Below are 22106 nucleotides of genomic sequence, written 5' to 3'. Positions count from 1 at the left end.
GTAATTATTTAGCCTCTTCAGCTGTTGCTTCTTCTTTTGCAGAAGCTGCAGCTTCTTTACCAGCTTTTCTTTCGCTTAACCCTTTAGCTACTGCCTCGGTAGTTAAGCTTAAAATTTTATCAATAGACTTAGAAGCATCATCGTTAGATGGAATTACAAAGTCTACATCGCTTGGGTCAGAGTTAGTATCTACCATTGCAAAAACAGGAATGTTTAATTTTTTTGCTTCGGCAACAGCAATGTGTTCTTTTTTAACGTCAATTACAAACAAAGCTCCTGGTAAACGTGTCATGTCTGCAATAGAACCTAAGTTCTTTTCTAATTTAGCACGTTGACGGTCAATTTGTAATTTTTCTCTTTTTGATAGTGCATCAAAAGATCCATCCGTTTTCATTCTATCAATCTGAGCCATTTTCTTAACAGCTTTACGGATAGTAACAAAGTTGGTTAACATACCTCCTGGCCATCTTTCTGTAATGTAAGGCATGTTTACAGCTCCTGCTTTTTCAGCAACAATATCTTTTGCTTGCTTTTTAGTAGCAACAAATAAGATTTTTCTTCCTGATGCAGCAATTTTTTCTAAAGCAGCAGATGCTTCGTCAATTTTAGCTGATGTTTTGTATAAATCGATGATGTGTACTCCGTTACGCTCTGTGTAGATGTAAGGAGCCATACTTGGGTTCCACTTTCTAGTTAAGTGTCCAAAGTGTACACCTGCTTCTAATAATTCTTGGATATTTGCCATAATATATATTGTTTAGAATGTTTATTTAGGCAATGGCTAAGTAGTTCTACCGAAGTCTTAGCCATTTGACTAAACAATGTTTTTAATTTGTTATTTGGTTTGTAAAGTTGAACGTTAAAAGGTTTAAAAAAATCTTTAAGACTTGCAACTTTAAAAACACTGTAAATATTAACGCTTAGAGAATTGGTATTTCTTACGTGCTTTCTTCTGACCGTATTTTTTACGTTCTACCATTCTTGGATCACGAGTTAATAATCCTTCAGGTTTTAAGATAGCTCTGTTTTCTGGGTTAATTTCACACAACGCTCTAGAAATTGCCAAACGAATTGCTTCTGCCTGACCTGTAACACCACCACCGTATACATTTACAGTAATGTTAAAAGACTCTAAATTGTCGGTTAATAATAATGCTTGTTTTACTTTGTACTGTAATGTACCTGTAGTTAAATAAGCAGTCAATTCTTTTCCATTAACAGTAATGTTTCCTTGTCCTTCAGAAACGTATACTCTTGCTACGGCAGTTTTTCTTCTACCAATTTTGTGAACTGTTTCCATAATTATTTAAGGTCATTTAAGTTAATAGCTGTTGGTTGTTGAGCTTCTTGAGCATGCTCTGCACCAGCATAAACATATAAGTTTTTGTAAAGAGCGTTTCCTAATTTATTTTTAGGTAACATTCCTTTTACTGCTTTCTCAATCAATCTTGTAGGATCTTTTTCGAACATTTCTGTTGCAGTTAAACTTCTTTGACCTCCTGGATATCCTGTGTGACGAATGTAAGATTTGTCAGACCATTTTTTTCCAGTTAATTGAATTTTTTCAGCGTTGATAATAACAACGTTGTCTCCACAATCTACGTGTGGAGTAAAGCTTGGCTTGTACTTACCTCTAATAAGTTTTGCAACTTTAGAAGCTAAACGACCCAATGTTTGCCCGTCCGCATCAACTAAAACCCATTGCTTGTCAGCTGTAGCTTTGTTAGCCGATACTGTTTTGTAACTTAATGTGTTCATTTACATTAGTTTTTGTGATAATTAAACAATAATTCTTCTCCGAAATCTCGAAGGGACTGCAAAAGTAGAACTATTTTTTTAATTAGCACTATATAATTATGCAACACTTTAAATTTCTTTTCTTTTTTTACAATTTACATTCATTGTCGATGCAACATATTGTTAAAAAACAGAACATATGGTTGTTTTTTTTGAATGTCTATGTAAAATCATGTATGTGTTTTTTTTGTTTTGATTATAAAAAAACGAATTTAGTTGCGAATAAAACAATTTTAACTATTAAAAATTAAATTTATGAGAAAACAATTACTTATGAAAACTCTTCCTATTGCATTTATAGGTATGTTAAGTACGCAGGCTTTACACGCTCAACAAACTTTTGATTTTGAAACGTCAGGAGACACAGAGCTTTGGGAAAAGAATTATGGTACAACTACCGTTGTTCAAACTACAGATAATGGAAAAGGAGTTATAAGTTTTGATGGTGCAGGTAAAAACGCCACTCTTAAAAGGTTTGTATCATCACCTAATGGTGTTGATGCTAACTCTTACACTTATGCAAAAGTTGTTGTAAAGAATCTTTCTAATGCAATTTCAATGCGTATAGGACATGACAATGATGGTGGAGCGGTAACTTGGACACCAGAAATAAGTATTACAACAGCAGATACGGATTACAAAACTTATTTCTTTGCGATGTCATCAACACAATGGGTGGGAGAAGAGTTAAATATGCAAGTACAATTCAGGTTGGATAACACTACTAGTATTGCAGGTACTATTACCATTGATGAAATTGAGTTTTTTGACCCAACAACATATGCGGGGATCGTTCAAAACCCTAGTTTTGATGATGGAATGGCAGGAACTACTACAGACTACAGTCCTTGGAATCCACAAGGCAGAGCTTTTAACGATGTTACCGTTTCAACAGAGCAAGTAAGAACAGGAACTAGAAGCCTTAAAGTTAACTACGCATCAAATCACGACGGAAGCTCTACTCAATACATTTGGACGAATTACAGTTATGATCTGCCTAGTACTGTATCAACAGGAACTACTTTCGATTTGAGAGCTAGCTACTGGGTGTATTTTGAAGCAGCTGAAGGTTCTGGTGTAACAGAGAGAGAAATAAGATTACAGGGAAGTTATAGGTTTTTAATGAACGACGTACAGATAGAGCCTTGGGCTGATGGAAACTTATTTATTACAGATGTAATCACAGTACCTGTAAATACTTGGACGGAGTTTACTTTTGAAGGAAATGCTGTTTCTAGAGGAACAGATTTTAATCAAGTACAATTTAGACCAGTGATTCATGCAAATAACACACTGCAAGCTGGTGAAGCAATTTACATTGATGATTTAAATGCTTGTTTTAATTGTTCAACATTAAGCTCTGAAAAAATAACAATTGACGACACTAACGCTTTGGTTTACCCAAATCCTGTTGAGGATAGGCTTAATGTTGCTGTTAAGAATCAAACTATTTCAAAAATAGAAATATATGCGATTACAGGTGCAAAAGTAGTAGAGGCTAAAAATACCAGTTCTTTAAATGTTTCCAATTTAAATAGTGGTATTTACGTTGTTAAAATTTACAGCGATACAAATGTAGTTTCAACAAAGCGTTTTATAAAAAAGTAACCTTAGCTTGTTTTTAAACAAACTAAAAAAGAGCGGTAATTATTTTATTACTGCTCTTTTTTTTTTGAATAGAATAGTTTAATGTGCATCCAGCCAATTGTCTCCCAAATCTGTTTCTACAAGTAAAGGAACGTTTAGCTTGTATGCATTTTCCATTTTTGAGACAATCATAGGACGTAGTTCGTTCAATTCATTTTTGTAGATGTCAAAAACTAATTCATCGTGTACCTGTAGTAACATTTTACTTTTGTAATTGCCTTTTTCTAATGTTTTTTGAATATCAATCATCGCTATTTTAATAATGTCTGCAGCAGTTCCTTGAATGGGAGCATTTACAGCATTTCGTTCATCAGCTGAACGGACAATAGCGTTGGCAGAATTGATGTTTTTTAAATACCTACGCCTTTCTAGTAAGGTTTTTACATATCCGTGTTCTTTGGCAAAAGTTACTTGGTCTGCCATGTATTTTTTTAATGTTGGATAGGTTTGATAGTAGGTGTCAATTAGCTCCTTTGATTCTTTTCTGCTTAGGTTGGTTTGCTGACTCAATCCAAAAGCTGAAACTCCATAAATAATACCAAAATTTACGGTTTTTGCTTGGCTACGTTGTTCTCTTGTAACTTGGTCTAATGGAACATTAAAGACTTTGGCTGCCGTAGATCGGTGAATATCGTCTCCGTTATTAAAAGAGGCTAGCATCTCTGGGTCTTGGCTCAATTCCGCTATCAGTCTTAGTTCTATTTGCGAGTAATCTGCTGCCAAAAGTACGTGTTCTTCATCTTTTTTAACAAACGCCTTACGGATCAACCTACCTCGTTCCGTTCTTATGGGAATGTTTTGTAGATTCGGATTGTTAGAGCTCAGTCTTCCTGTAGCAGCAGTAGATTGGCTGTAGGTAGTGTGCACTCGTTTGGTAACAGGATTTACTTCGTTTGGTAAACTATCTACATAGGTATTTTTTAGTTTTACCAAACCTCTGTAGTTTAGTATTTTTTCGGCAATTGTATGTTCTTCTGATAGCTTGGTTAAAATATCTTCTCCTGTTGCGTACTGACCTGTTTTGGTTTTTTTTGGCTTATCTATCAATGCTAGTTTTTCAAAAAGAACAATTCCTAATTGTTTTGGTGAGGCAATGTTAAATTCTTCTCCAGCTAGTTGATGTATTTCTTGTTCCAATAACTGAATGTCATTTTCTAAAGCAAGAGATAGTTCTTTTAAATAAGGAACATCTAAGTTAATACCTTCCAGTTCCATTTTTGCCAATACTTTTAATAAAGGTAATTCTATTTCTGTATAGAGTTTGTGTAAGTTGTTTTCTTTTAAATCTTGTCTAAACCCTTGCTCTAATTGAAAGCATAAGTCACTTTGTTCGCAAGTGTATGGAGTAATGGTGTTTAAGTCTAAATCAGACAGTGTAACTTTGTTTCTTCCTTTTCCTAAAACTTTTTCTTGATGTGTAACTTGGTAGTTTAGATAAGTTTCTGAAAGCACATCTAGTTGATGTCTCATGTCAGGATGCAATAGGTAGTGAGCTAAACTGATATCAAAGGCTGCACCCTTAAGCTCAATTTTATATTGAGCTAATATTTTGATATTTCCCTTAAGTTCGTATGCTATTTTTTCAATCGCATCGTTTTCAAAAAAAGCTTGTAGCTCTTTAAGAATTTGTAGTTTATTGTTCTTTGTGGGGATGTAGTAGCCAGAGTTTGCTTGGTAAGAAAAACCAAATCCTATAATTTCGTCTACAAAATTTATTCGTTCACTAATAATCTCAAAAGCAACTTTTGGTTGCTGCATCAATTTTTGAATGAAGAGCTTTCTGGCAAGATCTGTATGGATGTATTGGTAAATAGGTTTTGAACTTTCTAATGTAGCGTAGCCTGTTTCTATGGTTACATTTTGTGTAGTTTCTGAAAACAAATCTAATTGCTCTTTAGTGTTGTTTTTTTGTGGACTTACAGTTGTGTTTTCAGAAGTTGTTTCTGTAATGGTGCTAATGTTAATGTTAAAAATTTTGTTAATAGTTTCTGCCGTTCGTCTAAATTCTAGTTCCTGAAAAATAGCGTGGACTTCTTCAAAATTGGGAGGGCACATCGTAAAATCTTCTTCATGATATTCAACAGGGCAGTCCAAAATTATAGTAGCTAATTGTTTAGAAAGCAGTCCAAGTTCCTTATTAGCTTCAATTTTTTCTTTCATTTTTCCTTTCAGCTCATGAGTATTGGCTAGTAAGCCTTCCATAGAGCCGTATTGTTTGATGAATTTTTTAGCGGTTTTATCACCAACTCCTGGTAATCCCGGAATATTGTCTACAGCATCTCCCATCATTCCTAAGTAATCTATTACTTGTAATGGGGTGTCTACTTCAAATTTTTCTTTTACTTTGTCTACGTTCCAAATTTCAATTCCATTCCCCATTCTAGCAGGTCGGTACATAAAAATGTTTTCTGAAACCAGCTGAGCATAGTCTTTATCAGGTGTTACCATGTATACCTGACAGCCTTCCTTTTCGGCTTGTTTGGCCAAGGTGCCTATCAAATCATCTGCTTCAAATCCTTCCTTTTCAATAATAGGTATGTTCATAGCACGCAAAATTTGCTGTATGTACGGAACTGCGATCTTAATTGCTTCTGGGGTTTCTTGTCTGTTTGCTTTGTAGGCTTCGAAAGATTCAGTTCTACTTACCGATCCTCCTTTGTCAAAAGCAACGGCTAGCAGTTGAGGTTGTTCTCTTTTAATAACATCCAATAAAGAGTTGGTAAAACCTAAAATTGCAGAAGTATCCATTCCTTTGGAGTTGATTCTAGGGTTTTTAATCAATGCGTAATATCCTCTAAAAATTAAAGCATAAGCATCTAACAAGAACAGTCTTTTTTCTGAAGCCATAAGGTGTTTGTTTAAGTGATGTAAAAGTAAATAAAACAGTTGATATGTGCCTAAAGACTTAGATTTTTAAAGGTTTTTGTTGATAAAGACTCTTGAGGATTTAAAAATATTTGATAGTTTTTTTGTATAATTGCAGGAAATGTTTTAAATGCATTATTTTTAATACAGTTCCAAATAAAAAAAGAACGCAAATACAAAACTTATAAACACAATATAAATTATGACAAAATTTGGTGATTTAATAAAAGTTGATGTCCCTGTTCTTATTGATTTTTATGCTCAATGGAGTGATGAAGAAGTAGAGCCAACAGGTTTGGTTTTAAGAGATGTTGTTGCGGCTTTGGGAGATAGAGCAAAAGTGATTAAGATTGATATTGAAAAAAACGAAACCTTAGCAAGTGCTCTAAAGGTCAAAGCAAATCCTACTTATGTAATCTATAAAAACGGAACCATGAAGTGGAGACAGTCTGGGGAGCAAGATGCCAACACATTAATCAATTTGGTGCAACAATATGTTTAAGGAATTGTTTTAAAAACATATCCTTTTTGATGAAGTTCTTTTAAGATTATAGGCAATGCCCCTTGTAATCTTGGAAAGGCTTTTTTACTATCGTGAAAAACAACAATGCTTCCTTTGTTTACAGCTCTCAAAACATTTTTGATACACTGATCGGCAGAAATGCTTGTATCAAAATCTCCGCTTAGTACCTCCCACATAATTATTTTGTATCCTTTTTTTCTTAACGTTTTAGCTTGTTCTCTTTTGATTTTACCGTAGGGGGGTCTAAAAATTTTTGTTTTTTCAGAATCGGGAAGTAGTAGTTCTGTTTTATGACAATTATTAATATAAGTAGTGGTAGTGTGTTTCCATCCGTTTATATGATGATAAGTATGGTTTCCTACACGATGTCCTTTTTCTATTATTTGATGAAAAACTTCAGGATGTTTTTTAATGTTATCTCCAATACAAAAAAAAGTGGCTTTTGCATTATAGTTGTTTAGTTGTTCTAAAACCCAAGGTGTAATTTCGGGTATAGGACCATCATCAAAAGTAAGATAAATGTGTTTTTCAGAGGTGTTAAAACACCAAATCCATTTGTGAAAAATGGATTTGATGAGATAAGGTATTTTTACAGGATATATGTTCATTATTCAAACAGACCTTCAAATAACTGAATGTGATTTACAAATTCTTCTTCTACTTTTTTCTTAAAAGCTTCATCTTTTTCGTATTTATTTACATCTCTTGCTACGGTTTGATACATTTGAAATTCCCTTTCTAAATCTTGCGATAAGTAGTTGATGTTGCCCATAGTTAAGGTACTAAAATACTTTAGTCTTTGTTGAAAAATAGCGATTAACTGTTTTGCTGCTTTTTGTGCTTTTTCGGGTTTGTTTAGCAAGTAGTACTGCTCCGGAAAACCAAGACACACTCCATATTGCTGGTATTTTTCTATAGGAAGTTTCTCAAAACTTAAATCTAAAATTTCTTCGGCTTTGTCTAATTTTCCTTCGTTGATTAGTGCTTCAACCAGTCTAGAGATATTGTTTCTGTAAGAGATAGAATTTTTTCTAGATTCTACATCAACATAAAAGTCTTTGCCTCTATGCCCAAAATTCCAATCTTTGATTTTATTGTATAATTTTTCGGTATCAATCCTACCCATTCCCAATATTCCATATTCACTTTTGGTTTGGATTGGTACTAACTGAAAAGCCAAGCCGTCTAATTGCAAGTGGTCTTTTAACCAAAGGTACTCTTCGTCTGCATTAGAACCTCCTGTAAAATAAATAGGTCTTTTCCAGTTATTGTTCGCTAATATGTCTAACATTAAGATTCTGTTTTTTGTCAACCCTCTTTCATCAATGTCCAAGTCCATGTAATCTACAATTAAGGCAGTATCTTTTTCTTTTACAATTCCATTTTTTAACACAGCATTTTTATCTACCTGAAGTCTTAATTTGTTGGTAGGGTAGAATTTTTCAAATTTACCGTTGGCAACTTCTATGTAGGTTCTTTTGTTGGAAGAACTAATCCATCTCATAAAATTATCAATATCCCAACGGTCTTGTACTTGTCCTGTATGGTAAGCTACGTCTAATGTTCCATGTCTGTATTGTTCGTGGGTTAACTGAGATGGAATAGGAGGGGCATCATATGTTTTGCGTTTCATTTGGTCAATATACCAGTCAGTTGCTAATAAGCTAGTGTTGATAATTTTAATGTCTGTTCTATAGCCTTCCACTTCTTGCATGTACCAAAGAGGGAACGTGTCATTGTCTCCAATGGTAAAAAGAATTGCGTTTTCGTCACAAGAATCTAAGTAAGCTTTTGCGTTAAAATAGGCAGTATAACGATACGAACGATCGTGGTCATCCCAGTTTTCAGATGCCATTAGAACAGGAGAAGCCAGCAAGCATATTGTTGGAATGGCAAAAGCAATAGCTTTAGAGGATTTACCTGCATTGCTGATTTTTTGAAACAAAGCATAAACACCAAAACCTACCCACATGGCAAATATGTAAAAAGATCCTACAATGGCGTAATCTCTTTCTCTAGGTTCAAAAGGTTTTGGATTGGTATAAAAAATAATGGCAAACCCTGTAAAAATAAAGAAAAGCAATAAGTTGTAAAAATTACGTTTGTCCCTAGAAGAATGGTATAAAAGACCAATAATTCCTAGAATAAAAGGAATTCCGTAATACATATTTCTTCCTTTATTTTCTTTTACATCATCGGGTAGGTTGTCCTGGGAAATTCCAACAGAAAGGTTGTCTATAGGCTTGATTCCCGAAATCCAGTTTCCGTTAAAAGGATCCAGTCGACCTTGTTCATCATTTTGTTTTCCTATAAAGTTCCAAAACAAATACCTAAAGTACATATAGCCAAATTGGTATTTAGCCATAAACCATAAGTTTTGTGCAAATGTAGGTCGTTCTTTGCTGTTGGATGGTATTCCAGCAATAGACTTGTAATAAGGTTCTGATGCTGGCATTACCATACGAGGTATAAATCCTTTATGTTTGTTAGAAACTTTTTCTACCGCATTTTTATAATCGTTAACGATAATGTATTTTCCGCTTTTTTCGTCTTTTTCATATTTAGGCTTTGCATCTTCATAAATTACGTTTCCTTGAGCATCTCGGGCTGGTTCTCTGTCATATTTAGCAGAGTAATAAGTATCGTAAAAAATATTTGCATCACCATATTGTTCACGATTGTAGTAAGCTAATAATTCTCTTGCAGACTCAGGATTGTTTTCGTTAATAGTTGTGTTTGTATTGGCTCTAATAGGCAAAAGAATCCAACAAGAAAAACCAATCATTACAAATAAAACAGATAAAATAGTAGTGTTAGCAATGTGTTTTTTGTTTTTTCGGGTATAATTCAATCCAAAGTAAAAAGCAACAATAATGGTAATTCCAGCAATTATTGTCCCTGTATGGAACGGCATTCCTACGGTGTTTACAAAAAATAATTCCGAAGCACTAAAGTAACGTAAGGTAAACGGGAATAAGAATTTAAAAATAAAAATCAAGGTACCAATAGCAATCGCATTTGCAATAATAAAATTTTTAGTGGTATATTTTTTATAGTGTTGATTTAAATAAATAAATACGATAGACGGAATGACTAATAAAGATAAGATGTGCACTCCGAACGAAAGCCCAATCACTAAAGAAATTAACAACAACCATTTATTTCCTCTAGGTTCAGAAAAAGAACGTTCCCATTTTAGACCTAACCAAAAAAGCAAAGCCATTAAAAAAGAAGACATGGCATACACTTCAGCTTCAACGGCACTAAACCAAAAACTATCAGAAAAAGTATACGTTAAGCTACCAACAGCAGCACTACCTAAAATAGCAATTGTGTTATTTTGGGTAAGTTCTCCATTTTTTAGAGCCACTCTTTTTATCAAATTTGTCAAAGACCAAAACATAAACAAAATTGTAAAGGCACTAGCCAAACCAGACATAAAGTTTACCATATAAGCCACATGGCTAGGAGAGGCACTGAACATGGCAAAAAATGCACCCAGCATTTGAAACAAAGGAGCACCTGGTGGATGGCCCACTTCTAATTTTACCGAAGTCGATATGTATTCACCACAGTCCCAGAAACTAACAGTAGGTTCTAGCGTAAGTGTGTAAGTGATTAATGATATGGCAAAAACAATCCATCCTAGAATTACGTTCCATTTTTGATAAGTGTGTTCTTTCATCTGATGATTTAAGCGTAAAATTTTAGTCACAAATTTAATTATTTCTTGATGCTGATGGGGTAAATAACAAAAAATGTTCCTTTTTTTAGAAAAAATAAAATGCAAGTTTTTTCTTATTTTACTGATAGTCAATTTGTAGTCTGTTTAAGCAAAAAAAAGTTGTATTTTTTTTGAAAAAAAGTTTGGTAGAATCGTATATCTGCTCTATATTTGCAACCGCTAACGCACTGTCCCATGGTGTAATGGTAACACTCCGGTTTTTGGTACCGTCATTCAAGGTTCGAGTCCTTGTGGGACAACAAAAAAGTCTTAAATCTTTAGGTTTAAGGCTTTTTTTTATGTCTTTTAGTTAGTCTTAGTTTTGTATGTAAACTAAGCTTGTTTTCTTGAATATTTGATTTTATATTTAAAGAAAAATGAAACCTTAAAATTTTTTAAAATGAATAAAACATACTCAAAGCTTTTAATGTTGCTTACTTTTATTGTTGTAACAGGTATACAAGCTCAAAATCCATTCATCACACATAAATATATAGCAGATCCATCTGCTAGAGTTTTTAATGATACTTTATACGTGTATGCATCACACGATGAAGACAATGCAACTTATTTTGATATGTTAGATTGGGCCTGTTTTTCTACAACCAATATGGTAGACTGGAGAGATCATGGAGCTGTTTTTTCTTTAAAAGACATTAAATGGGCAAATAAATGGGCTTGGGCACCAGATGCTGTAAAAAGAAATGGGAAGTATTATTTTTATTATCCAGTAGAAAGAAAAAAAATTGGAGTTGCAATTGCGAATCATCCAACAGGGCCTTTTAAAGATGCTTTAGGAAAACCTTTGATTGATTCTTTAGAAGAATCATTTGCAGGACCAGAGCCTATTGATCCCGCTATTTTAATAGATGATGATGAGCAGGCTTATTTATATTTTGGATGTAGAGATGCTAGGGTAGTAAAATTAAAAAAGAATATGATTGAAAGAGAGGGACCCTTATACGAAATTGTAATTTTAGATAAACAAGGAAAACGTTTGCTTTGGAAAGAAAGAGGTAAAGAAGCAACAAATTTACAAGTAAATCATGGAGGAGATGGAGTTTATGGAGAAGGTCCTTGGGTGTTTAAGAGAAAGGATTTGTATTACTATGTTTATTCAAACGGTTGGGCTAAAGATGCTACTATGGTATATGCAACTTCTCAAAATCCGTTAGGGCCTTTTGTGTATCAAGGAAAGGTAATGGAAGCAGTTAGTTCTTGGACGTCTCATGGATCAATAGTTCAGTACAAAGGAAAATGGTATGTTTTCTATCATACACAAGATATTTCTAATAGTGGCTTTAAAAGATCTGTTTGTGTTGATGAGCTATTTTTTAAGGAAAATGGGAGTATTATTACAGTAACACCAACAAGACAGGGAGTTGATAAAATAAATTTAAAAATGTAAGTCTTAAGCCTAAAAACTTAAGACTTTTTCTAAATCTTAAGGCTATGTATAGTATTGGTAATTAGATTTTAGTACACATAAAACCATTTCATAAACCCACAAAGACTTTTTAAAGTTTAGTTTCTAGTAGTTTTGATTTTGGATGTAGTTTTTTTGTGTTGAGCTTGGTCAATCAACAGTTGAAAATTATAAATCTATAGGGCTAAATTGTCCAACCTTGTTTTAAAATCAAAAGTATTTATGAAAATTAGAAGATACCTTCTTGTACTATTCGTTTTTTGGGGAGCAATGGCAACAGCTCAAACTCATGTTAGAATCAAGCAAGGTTTTAACAACCATTGGAAATTTAGTTTGTCTGATAGTTTAAAATATTCAGAACCTAACTACCAAGACGATCATTGGAGAGAATTAAACCTTCCGCATGATTGGAGTATAGAGCAAAAACTGAGTGAATCAAATTCGGGTAGAAATGCCTGGTTTCCTGGCGGAATAGGGTGGTATAGAAAAGAGTTTGTAATACCAAAAAAACACAAAGGAAAGTATGTTGAGATCCAATTTGATGCTATTTATAGAAATGCTAAAATTTGGATTAACGGAATTTATGTAGGAGCACAATACAACGGATTTACTAGTTTTTACTACGATATAACTGAATTTTTAAAGTTTGATGAATCTAATGTAATTGCTGTTAGAGTAGATCATTCCGACCAACCAAGTGCTCGCTGGTATACAGGCTCTGGAATTTACAGAAACTCATGGTTAACCATTACCCACAATACACATGTAAAGAATTGGGGTACAAAAATAACCACACCTAAAATAAACAATAAAGAGGCAATAGTTGAAATAGAAACCTTAATAGAAAACTTTGCTAATAAAGAGCAAGTAACTCTTAAAACTACTTTGTTTGATGAAGCTAATAATCAAGTAGGGGTAGCAGCAAATGTTGTCAATACTACCTTAAACACAACTTACAAAACCCTACAAAAAATAACACTTAAAAACCCCAAAAGATGGCATATTGATGCTCCTAACTTGTACAAAACACTTACTCAAATTATTATCAATGGACAGGTGGTAGACGATTACGAAAGTGTTTTTGGAGTAAGAACCATAAAGTTCGATGCTAAAAAAGGATTCTTTTTAAATGAAAAACCTTTAAAAATGAAAGGAGTTTGTTTGCATGTAGATGCCGGTTCTTTAGGTGTAGCGGTGCCTATTGAAGTTTGGAAAACAAGATTGCAAACCTTAAAAGAAATAGGTTGTAATGCGATAAGAACAGCACACAACGTAGCAGCACCAGAGTTTATGAATTTGTGCGATGAAATGGGGTTTTTAGTAATGGACGAGTTTGTAGATAAGTGGAATGATGATGGTTTTGTAAGGGGAAAAACAAGAAAAGGAAATTTCTTTAACCCTATGGGGTTTTCCAATCCTTATTTTGAAACAGAATGGCAAAAAAATTACGAGCAATCTATTCGTAGAGACATCAACCATCCTAGTGTAATTATTTGGAGTGTAGGAAACGAGAATCATTCCCCTGGAACAATCGAACAGAAGGTGGGCTTAAAAAAGTATACCAATTTTGTTAGATCTATAGACAATACAAGACCTGTAATTTCGGGAATGGAAAGAGGAAGAGATGGTGTACCCTCGCAAAAAGTACAAGACATAATAGAAACCTGTGAGTATATGGATTTGATAGCATTGAATTACGGAGAACAATGGTGTAAAGCTATTGGAGTGCAAAATCCAGGAAAACCTTTTGTAAGCACAGAAAGCTATACATATTTTAATAGCACAGCAGACAAAAGATTTGCCAATATAGAAAAATCACCTTGGTTTGATGTGTTAGACAATGAGCATAATATGGGACTATTTTTATGGTCTGGAATGGATTATTTAGGAGAATCAAAAAAATGGCCAAAATTGGGTACAGATAGCGGTTTGTTAAATTTTGCGGGTTTCAAAAAGAATAGAGCGTATTTTTATCAGTCCGTATGGACAGATGCTCCAATGATTAAAACCTATGTTTATCAAGGAGATGCTGCTGATTTTTCTACTTCAGGAAAATGGGGTTGGCCTCCAATGGATGCAACATGGAATTTAAAAAAAGGAAAAACATATGATTTGGTAAGCTATACCAACTGTGATGTGGTGGAGCTGTATGTGAATGGAAAAAAAATAGGAACTCAAAAAATGGTAAATTTTCCAAATAAAATCATGAAATGGAAGAAAGTAGTTTATCAACCTGGTGAATTAAAAGCTGTGGGGTACACTAACGGAAAAAAAGTAACAGAAGATGTATTATACACAACAAAAAAAGCATATAAAATTCAATTAAAGACAAATAAACAGCAGTTACATAAAGGAGATGTTGTTCAGGTAGAGGTAAGTGTTTTAGATAAAAAAGGAAAGTTAGTAACTTGGGAATCGGATGACTTAACAGTGTTTGTTAGTAACAATGCAAAAATTTTGGCTTTTGATAATGGAGATATGCAAGATCATTTAAGTTTTACAAACAAAGAAAAATGTAAAACACATCAAGGAAAGTGTTTGTTAATTCTTAAGGTGTTGGAAGAAGGAAAAATAGAAATAGTCGTAAGTGCAGATCATTTAAAAACAGCAAAACAAGTAATTAAATAGTATGAAATCATTTGTAATTTCAATAGTCATCTTAGTGGTAGGCTATTTTGTGTATGGAAAAATCATAGAAAACATTTTTGTTATAGATCCTAATAAAGAAACCCCAGCCATCAGCCAGAGAGATGATATTGATTATATGCCTTTGCCTTTGTGGAAAGTTTTTTTAATTCAGTTTCTTAACATAGCTGGTCTAGGTCCTATTTTTGGAGCTATTGCAGGAGCAATGTATGGACCATCGGCTTTTTTATGGATTGTTTTTGGATGTGTTTTTGGAGGTGCAGTTCACGATTATTTTTCTGGAATGATGTCGTTACGTCATGGAGGGTTAAGTATTAGTGAGGTAGTTGGGATTTATTTAGGGAATGCCATCAAACAATTTATGCGTTTTTTTACAGTGGTATTGTTAATTTTTGTGGGAGCTGTTTTTTTAGTAGGTCCTGCCAAAATAATAGATGGAATGACAGCGAATGCTTTGGGAATTTCTGTTTGGGTTGCTTTTATTTTAATTTATTATATATTATCCACTTTGTTACCTATAGATAAGGTTATTAGTAAACTGTATCCTGTGTTTGGAGCAGCAATGTTATTTATGGCTTTAGGTTTGCTGGTGGTTTTGTTAACGGGAGACTATCAGATTCCAGAAATAATCCCTTCTAACTTAGTAAACATGAAACACAATTCAGAAAATACACCTATTTTTCCTATGTTGTTTATTACCATTGCTTGCGGAGCAATTTCGGGTTTTCATGCAACACAATCTCCTTTAATGGCTCGTTGTGTTAAAAATGAAGTGGAAGGAAAAAAAGTGTTTTTTGGAGCTATGATTACTGAGGGAATTGTTGCTTTGGTTTGGGCAGCAGCAGCGATGGTGTTTTTTGGTGATGTACATGGACTAAACCAAGCAATGGCTGAAAATGGAAATAGTGCAGCGTGGGCAGCTAATGAAATATCGTTAAATATGTTAGGTAGTGTAGGTGGAATTTTAGCAGTTTTAGGAATTGTTGCAGCTCCCATTACCTCAGGAGACACAGCTTTTAGATCTGCAAGGTTAATTCTAGCAGATGTGTTTTCGTTTGATCAAAAAAGTATTTATAAGAGATTGTATATTAGTGTTCCTTTGTTTGTCGTGGCTTTTGTGTTAACCAAAGTAAACTTTGCTATTATTTGGAGGTATTTTGCATGGGCCAACCAAACATTAGCGGTTGTTGTTTTGTGGACCATAACTGCCTATTTAATAGGCAAACAAAAGAATTATTGGGTTACGTTGTTACCTGCCATTTTTATGACCATGGTTTGTAGTACTTATATTTTAATAGCTCCAGAAGGTTTTCAGTTAGAAAAGCAATGGTCTTATACGCTAGGAGCATTGCTAACAATAGCAATTACTATTTTATTTATAGTGTTTGTTAAAAGAACTAAAAGACAAAAAAAGTTTAAAATTTTTCGTAAAATGTCAAAGCACACCTAGTGGGTGTGCTTTTTTTATTGTAAAAATTAACCGAGAAAGACATCTAATTTACATAGCTAGATATAGTTTTTATTGAATTGTAATTATTTCGTATTCATAATTTAATTATTAAAAACTTTAAATATTATGAAAAAACAATTACTTCAAATATCAGCTATGTTTTTGATGGCTTTTGGTGCAAATGCTCAAATATTAAATGCCGATGCTTTTGGTTTTGAGTTGACCAGTGTAGACTACAATGGGGGTACTTCTGATATTGTTACGGCATGGACTCAAGTGTCAGGTTTTACACAATCTAACGAGGAAGCACACTCAGGAACTTATAGCATGAAAGCTGTTTTTGACTACAGTCTAGCAAATCCTACAGCTGCAAAACTTCAAACATGGAGGTCTAATGTAAACAAAGAAGGAAATTTTGGCTTAACAGAAAGAGACTATTTAATTTCCGCTTGGGTAAAAGTAACCAGTGGTACACAGCCACAAAGTTTAAACTTACCTATCAAAGGTTCTGGGGCAAATATTGATATCTCTGCGGTACCAAATGGCGTGTGGACCAAAGTTTATAAAATTGTAACAACTACTGCAGATCCTAATTTAGGAGATAGTAAAAACTGGATGACAATCAACTTTCAAGGAACAGTACCTGCTTCAGGAACAAGTACAGTTTATGTAGATGATATAAAAATAGAAGAATACAACGGGGTTGCTAGCCACACTTTTGAAGAATACTTTGGTTTTGAAGCTGCAGATGCAGTGGTAGAAGGAATTATTGAGCCCAATGCAAACGGAAACTCAACTGCAACAGGTTGGTTTTTACAGCACGATGATTATTATTCTTTTACAGATGAGCAAGCTAGCTCTGGAACGTATAGCTTAAAATACGATTCGTCAGTAGGTGCAGGAGAGAAAAACATTCAAGGAGGAAATGAAACTACCCCAGGAACTTCGTTAATTAGTTTTGCAGCTGGAGATTATGCAATTCAAGCAGATGTATACATCCCTTCTGGGAAAACAGTTCCTTCCAAATTAACCTTAAATATCAAAGCCAATAACGATTCAAGCCCTGCAACTCCTTTTAAGACAATGTCTATTGATTTAGACCCTAATTTATCAAAAGATAGTTGGCATACATTAACATCAACAGTAGATATGTTTGAGCAAACTACAGATGCAGGGTGTACATTAAAAATTTTATCAGCGGATGCCAATACTGTGGTGTATATTGACAATTTAAAATGGATAGATGCTGCTACTTTATCAACAACTACCTCTAAAATAGAAGGAGCTATTGTAAAGGCTAACAATGGAACAATTTCTGTTATTGGTGCAAATTTAGAATCTGTATATTCTATTACAGGTCAACAAGTAGAAACAACAGGTTTAGCTAGTGGTATTTATATTGTTAAAATAGCCAAAGGAAATAAACACGATACTGTAAAAGTAGTATTGTAAAAAAAAATATAATAGTAGCATCCCTTATTCATAGGATAGAGCATCCAGAAATGTATGATACATTTTGGAGACTGTCTAACGAATAAGGGATTTTTTTTGATAGCTACAATTTATGTATACACAAGGACAGTGAATGCTAAAAAAATATGTTTTTTACAGCTGTTTATTTTAAAGATAAAAACCAATGAAATTGAAACTACTTGTATTGAGTTTTCTTGCTTTTTTAAGCATTGTTCAAGCATCAGAAAAAGAAAAAAACAACAGGCGTAAAAAAACGATGAGTATAGATACCAACTATACCATTCAAAAAGTGCAAACGGCTAATTACAAAAAGCAAACGGTACTTATTGCAAGTTCTTATGAAGGAACTTTATTGGCTTACAGTGATGAGGGGAAGTTGCTATGGGAACAGCCACTTTCAGGTTTTATGAATCATGATTTATGGTCTGGTGATTTAGATGGTGATGCCATAGATGAAGTGGTGGTAGCCAATGCCAACGGTACAATTTATTGTGTGAATAGTTTTGGAGAAGTGATGTGGTCTTTTCAGAAAAATCAAGCACCTATGTACGCTGTTACAATGGTAAAAAAGGAAGATAAAACTTATGTGGTTGCAGGAGGATTTGATACTTCTTTGTATTATTTGTCTGCACAAGGAACTTTGATTAAAGAGATAAAAACCTCTCGCTTTTCTATAGAAAAACCATGGAGTAAAAACAAAAAAGAACTTCCTAAAGCAGGAATTGCTACGGCCAACTTTATAAGACCTTATCAAAAAAGTGATGGTACTAATGGCTTGGTGGTGTTGGGGACTAACAATCACATGAACGTGCCAGGAACTTTATATTTTTTTAATCCTCTAGAAGAATTGCCGTTTAAAAAAGTTCCTGTAAAAGGAAATAAATCACTAAAGAAAAAAATTAGAATTCGTCCTATTGGTGATTTTAAAATAGCAGATGTGGATCAAGATGGGAATGATGAAATTATAATGGGAGCTTCTGCTCATTCCAACGATTTATTAGTTACCACTTACGATATAGATGCAAATCGTTTTAGTTTTCATGAAATAAAAAAAGTAAGGTTTGGTTACGATATTGCCCAAACCATTGTGTTAAATCAAAGAAATAAAAATTACTACATCACTAGAATAGGAAACCAGATTAGACTCTATCAACCTTCAGACAACACGTTAAAAGAAGAAATTATACAAAGCAAATATGCCTATTATGATGTGTGGAAAGATGAAAAAAATAACCAAATGATTATGGCAAGTGCTCAAAGTGGTGGGAGTTGCATTCATGTGTTTGATTTGAATAGCGAAGTGTGGAAAAAAGACTATCAGCAATTAGAGCCTAAAGGAAAAATTGCTACAATCTTAGAGAATACACAGCAAATAAAAAAACAGTTAAAAGCTTATCAAAAACCAGAAGTAGAAAATTCATCGCAATTGGTGTATTTAATGACAGAAAAAATTCCTGAAAATTTACAAAAACTAAAAACAGAAATTGAAACAACCTATAAAAATCCTGTGTTTTTGAATTCTGTTTTTATGAAAAATGTAGAAAAGTTTGATCGTTCTGTACTGTCTAATTCAAAATACCAAAACACAAGAGATCGAAGAAAAAAATATACTCTTACAAGTATACAAGCTGTTTCAGAGATTGCTGAAAACTATAAAAATGCTCCTGGAATTTCTTATTGGGGTGGGCATGGTAACGACCCTTATATGTTTAGCATTGCCACTACCAAAAAAGTAATAGACAAAGCCAGAGGAAAAAAAACAGTGTTAATTTATCCAGAGGTAGAAGATCATAACGAAAGCAATTTAACCTTTTTGTTAAATGATTTAATATATCCTTTGGCAAATTATGCACAAGGAAAAAACACCAATATCTTCCTTAGGTCTAAAAATATTTTTTGGTTGGGATCTAACTATCTAAGTCCTTGGTCTAGATTAATGTCTGGAGAATTTGCGGATGTTTTTATCCCTTCTATGGAAGAAACTACAGACAAAACCATGGAGTTGAGTTTGGCAGGAAGAATGGGAATGTGGACTAGTGGTGCAGTAAAAAGTTGGGGAACAAGAGCAGTACCAGACAATGTTTCTTTTGATAGATCTAGACAGTTAGGAAACCAAAGATTGCCCAATCACATGCTTAGAATGTTAATTTTTCATACAGCAAATGGAGCTCAGTTTATCAATAATTTTCCAGTAAATCAAGAGTATATAAGTTTGTATTGGGAGCTAATTGCCAAAGGAGCTTTGTATGTGCCTAAAAGAAATGAAGTGTTAAGTATTTCGCCTGTACATTTAAGTATGAAAGAACCTGATCATCGTTTTTTAGAAGATGGAGCTAATGTAAAATGGACTGTTTTTTTTAATGAAAAAGAAGAAGCCGAAAACCCAATGGTGTTTAGTAGAATGAATGGTTCTTGGCCTGGAGCAGTTATTACTCCTTGGGATTTTTCTCGTTATGCAAGCGGGGTAAAAGAAAGAAGATTGAATTTTTTAGCTCCATATCCCAACGGTTTGGTATTAATTACCCCACCACAAAATGGTGTTTTTGCACAACAAAATGTACCAAGAGGTTTGTTGAAAGACAATTTGCATTCCATGTATAAAAACATTACCAAAGAATTTATTACCGATGGACGTTCTTATTTTTCTGCCGATGGAAAAACGAAATACAATGCAAAAGAGTATTATAAGGTAGTAGAAAAAGAAATTCAAAAATATGCTAAAGAACTTCCTTTAACTGTGTCTGGAGAGGTTGCTTGGGTAGTAGCTCAAATAGCTCCAGATAAATTAAGGGTAACATTGTTAGACAATGGCTACATCAATCCTAAAAAAAGCACTGCCACAATTCAGTTTCATAAGGTGGTTCCTGTTCAAATTCAAGATATATTGAGTCAGGAAAAATTTAAAAGCAGCCAGCAAAGAACATCCATAGAAATTCCGTTAGGAGGTTTCCGATTTATAGATGTCACTATCAAACAAGCCTTGTAAAATTATCAAGTAAATTGGTTGTTAAACCGTGTCTTTATCAATAAAAGACACGGTTTTTTGCATTCAGAAAAATGAAAAGTATTGATTTGTCAAAAAAGTGTTGTGGCTGGTTTTTGATGTGTTGATGGTTTTTTAAGGTATTATTTAATTTAACAAAAAATTAATAACCAAAAATTTATTAAAATGATAAAAAAACTACTAAAATCAACAATTTTTGTGTTTTCTCTATTTGTGGGAACAACGTTACATGCACAAACATTTACCTTTGATACGGATTTACAAGATTGGTCTAAAAGCTGGGGAGCAAATAGTGAAGTAACTCACGCAGCAGGTGAAGGAGTTTCGGGAAGCGGAGCATTAAAGTTGATTAGATTAGGTTCTAACTCTAATTTTGGAATAAAAAATAACGGAGCAGGTACAGTGCTTACAGGCATTAATGCAACAACCACTAAGTATATTAGAATTATTTATAAAAATGAAACAAATGGTGTAGAGATTAGATTGGGAGGAACCAACGGAAATGGTGCTAATATTAAAACAAATACTAATGGAAATGTTAGTTTTTCTATAGGTGCTAATTCTGATGAATATATTACTTCTTATTTAGACATGAGTGATTATACATTGTGGACGGGAGATTTGTCTAATTTTTATTTGATGGTAAGACAAAATGAACCAGACACCGCTGGAGATGCTTTTTATTTAGATGAGATTGAGTTTTTGTCTTCAATGCCCGCAACCACTTATTCTGAATTTGTACTAAACCCAAGTTTTGATGGACCTTCGGGAATTACTCACCTATCTGGAGCTAAAACTTTTGCAACCAGAGGAATTACTTCTACACAGGCTCATGATGGTTCTCAAAGTTTAAAGTTCAATTTTACTGCAGATGCAGACGATACCTACTGGACTTTTAGCAATTATGAAAAAATATACGATACACCTTACACAGCAGGTTCTACCATTCAAGTAAAAATGTGGGTAAAAACCAATCGTTCTGCACCAATTAGTTTGTCATCAAGAGTTAAATTAACCAACGGAGGAACAGAAACTTCTACCAGACCCATCACAAGTGTATCTACCACCAATACTACTATGGGGTGGGAAGAAGTAACATTCGATTTAACTTGTCCTGATGCTTTTGATGGAGTTACTTTTTGGTTTTCCATCAACCATGATGCTGGTGGAAGTACTGAAAATTTATTAAATGGAGATGTGGTATTTGTAGATCAGATTACAGCTACAATTACAGATGCAACTTTGTCTACAGAAAGTAAAAAGATCCAAGGAGCTTTTATCAATGTAAAGCAAGGAACTATTACAGTTTCAGGAGCTAATTTAGAGGCTGTATATAGCATTACAGGTCAGCAAGTATCAAATACAGGTCTATCAAACGGAATTTACATTGTGAAAATTACTAAAGGCTCTAAGCAAGAGGCTGTTAAGGTTATTATGTAGCAATTACGTTGTACAACATAGTTAAGTATGATAAAAGGGTTTTGGTACTTGGTGCCAAAGCCCTTTTTGTGGTTGTAAACCTGTTGAATTGTATTCAGGAACACAAAATAA

General features: G+C 33.7%; 14 protein-coding genes and 1 tRNA gene. 9 read left to right on the top strand and 6 right to left on the bottom strand.

Features of this window, described 5'->3' with window-relative positions; genetic code table 11:
• Positions 1–4 precede the first annotated feature (4 nt).
• From rpsB to rplM, 3 genes are all read right to left on the bottom strand, one after another.
• On the bottom strand, positions 5–745 hold the full coding sequence (gene rpsB, locus FS85_RS0109245) for a 30S ribosomal protein S2 (RefSeq protein ID WP_010135943.1): 741 nt from the start codon (positions 743–745) through the stop codon (positions 5–7).
• A 168-nt stretch (positions 746–913) separates the two neighbouring features.
• Complete coding sequence (gene rpsI / locus FS85_RS0109240) at positions 914–1300, bottom strand: 30S ribosomal protein S9 (protein WP_010135942.1); 387 nt, start codon at positions 1298–1300, stop codon at positions 914–916.
• Between the two features lie 2 nt (positions 1301–1302).
• The gene (gene rplM / locus FS85_RS0109235; protein ID WP_010135941.1) at positions 1303–1758 is read right to left on the bottom strand and encodes a 50S ribosomal protein L13; all 456 of its coding nucleotides are present in this window, start codon (positions 1756–1758) and stop codon (positions 1303–1305) included.
• A gap of 294 nt (positions 1759–2052) precedes the next feature.
• On the opposite strand from rplM, the gene FS85_RS0109230 reads away from it, so the two are divergent.
• Positions 2053–3405, top strand: coding sequence for a T9SS type A sorting domain-containing protein (locus FS85_RS0109230; protein ID WP_029489373.1), 1353 nt, complete (start codon positions 2053–2055; stop codon positions 3403–3405).
• A gap of 78 nt (positions 3406–3483) precedes the next feature.
• Here the strand turns inward: FS85_RS0109230 and polA are convergent, their stop codons facing one another.
• Positions 3484–6291: a DNA polymerase I gene (polA, locus tag FS85_RS15425; protein WP_010135936.1), complete on the bottom strand. Its 2808-nt coding sequence runs from the start codon at positions 6289–6291 to the stop codon at positions 3484–3486.
• Positions 6292–6511: 220 nt separating this feature from the next.
• Here polA and FS85_RS0109210 point away from each other — a divergent pair, with 220 nt between their 5' ends.
• Positions 6512–6811 carry a thioredoxin family protein gene (locus FS85_RS0109210; protein ID WP_010135935.1) on the top strand — a complete coding sequence of 100 codons (300 nt, stop codon included), beginning with the start codon at positions 6512–6514 and terminating at the stop codon, positions 6809–6811.
• On the opposite strand, the gene FS85_RS0109205 is transcribed toward FS85_RS0109210, so the two are convergent.
• The gene (locus FS85_RS0109205; protein ID WP_010135934.1) at positions 6808–7440 is read right to left on the bottom strand and encodes a polysaccharide deacetylase family protein; all 633 of its coding nucleotides are present in this window, start codon (positions 7438–7440) and stop codon (positions 6808–6810) included. The genes FS85_RS0109210 and FS85_RS0109205 overlap by 4 nt on opposite strands.
• The gene (locus FS85_RS0109200; protein WP_237706956.1) at positions 7440–10547 is read right to left on the bottom strand and encodes a glycosyltransferase family 117 protein; all 3108 of its coding nucleotides are present in this window, start codon (positions 10545–10547) and stop codon (positions 7440–7442) included. The genes FS85_RS0109205 and FS85_RS0109200 overlap by 1 nt, the downstream gene beginning before the upstream one ends.
• Positions 10548–10745: 198 nt before the next feature.
• Between FS85_RS0109200 and FS85_RS0109195 the strand changes: the two genes are divergently transcribed.
• The 7 genes from FS85_RS0109195 (at position 10746) to FS85_RS0109165 (ending at position 21995) form a co-directional block, all read left to right on the top strand.
• Positions 10746–10816, top strand: a tRNA-Gln gene (locus FS85_RS0109195).
• A gap of 140 nt (positions 10817–10956) precedes the next feature.
• Entirely contained in the window at positions 10957–11964 is a 1008-nt protein-coding gene (locus tag FS85_RS0109190) for a family 43 glycosylhydrolase (protein ID WP_139062180.1), read from the top strand.
• 240 nt (positions 11965–12204) lie between these two features.
• Positions 12205–14610 (top strand): glycoside hydrolase family 2 TIM barrel-domain containing protein, encoded by a 2406-nt coding sequence (locus FS85_RS0109185; RefSeq protein WP_010135931.1) that lies wholly within the window; start codon positions 12205–12207, stop codon positions 14608–14610.
• 1 nt (position 14611) lies between these two features.
• Positions 14612–16078, top strand: a complete 1467-nt coding sequence (locus FS85_RS0109180) for a carbon starvation CstA family protein (protein ID WP_010135930.1) — start codon at positions 14612–14614, stop codon at positions 16076–16078.
• Positions 16079–16204: 126 nt separating this feature from the next.
• On the top strand, positions 16205–17530 hold the full coding sequence (locus FS85_RS0109175) for a T9SS type A sorting domain-containing protein (RefSeq protein ID WP_010135929.1): 1326 nt from the start codon (positions 16205–16207) through the stop codon (positions 17528–17530).
• Positions 17531–17714: 184 nt separating this feature from the next.
• Positions 17715–20537, top strand: coding sequence for a PQQ-binding-like beta-propeller repeat protein (locus tag FS85_RS15420; protein ID WP_010135928.1), 2823 nt, complete (start codon positions 17715–17717; stop codon positions 20535–20537).
• Between the two features lie 183 nt (positions 20538–20720).
• Entirely contained in the window at positions 20721–21995 is a 1275-nt protein-coding gene (locus FS85_RS0109165; RefSeq protein ID WP_010135927.1) for a T9SS type A sorting domain-containing protein, read from the top strand.
• The last annotated feature ends 111 nt before the right edge of the window (positions 21996–22106 follow it).

The sequence above is a fragment of the Ochrovirga pacifica genome, from assembly GCF_000220525.1.
Lineage (GTDB): Bacteria > Bacteroidota > Bacteroidia > Flavobacteriales > Flavobacteriaceae > Ochrovirga > Ochrovirga pacifica.
Note: the sequence above shows the minus strand (reverse complement) of the source record. Positions and strands in the feature narration are given on the sequence as shown.

Bases quoted from the DNA above. Each gene is read 5' to 3' on its own strand.
- FS85_RS0109230 (WP_029489373.1), top strand. From the start codon at position 2,053: ATGAGAAAACAATTACTTATGAAAACTCTTCCTATTGCATTTATAGGT.
- FS85_RS0109210 (WP_010135935.1), top strand. From the start codon at position 6,512: ATGACAAAATTTGGTGATTTAATAAAAGTTGATGTCCCTGTTCTTATT.
- FS85_RS15420 (WP_010135928.1), top strand. From the start codon at position 17,715: ATGAAATTGAAACTACTTGTATTGAGTTTTCTTGCTTTTTTAAGCATT.
- rpsI (WP_010135942.1), bottom strand. From the start codon at position 1,300: ATGGAAACAGTTCACAAAATTGGTAGAAGAAAAACTGCCGTAGCAAGA.
- rplM (WP_010135941.1), bottom strand. From the start codon at position 1,758: ATGAACACATTAAGTTACAAAACAGTATCGGCTAACAAAGCTACAGCT.
- polA (WP_010135936.1), bottom strand. From the start codon at position 6,291: ATGGCTTCAGAAAAAAGACTGTTCTTGTTAGATGCTTATGCTTTAATT.
- FS85_RS0109180 (WP_010135930.1), top strand. From the start codon at position 14,612: ATGAAATCATTTGTAATTTCAATAGTCATCTTAGTGGTAGGCTATTTT.
- FS85_RS0109175 (WP_010135929.1), top strand. From the start codon at position 16,205: ATGAAAAAACAATTACTTCAAATATCAGCTATGTTTTTGATGGCTTTT.
- FS85_RS0109205 (WP_010135934.1), bottom strand. From the start codon at position 7,440: ATGAACATATATCCTGTAAAAATACCTTATCTCATCAAATCCATTTTT.
- FS85_RS0109185 (WP_010135931.1), top strand. From the start codon at position 12,205: ATGAAAATTAGAAGATACCTTCTTGTACTATTCGTTTTTTGGGGAGCA.
- FS85_RS0109190 (WP_139062180.1), top strand. From the start codon at position 10,957: ATGAATAAAACATACTCAAAGCTTTTAATGTTGCTTACTTTTATTGTT.
- rpsB (WP_010135943.1), bottom strand. From the start codon at position 745: ATGGCAAATATCCAAGAATTATTAGAAGCAGGTGTACACTTTGGACAC.
- FS85_RS0109165 (WP_010135927.1), top strand. From the start codon at position 20,721: ATGATAAAAAAACTACTAAAATCAACAATTTTTGTGTTTTCTCTATTT.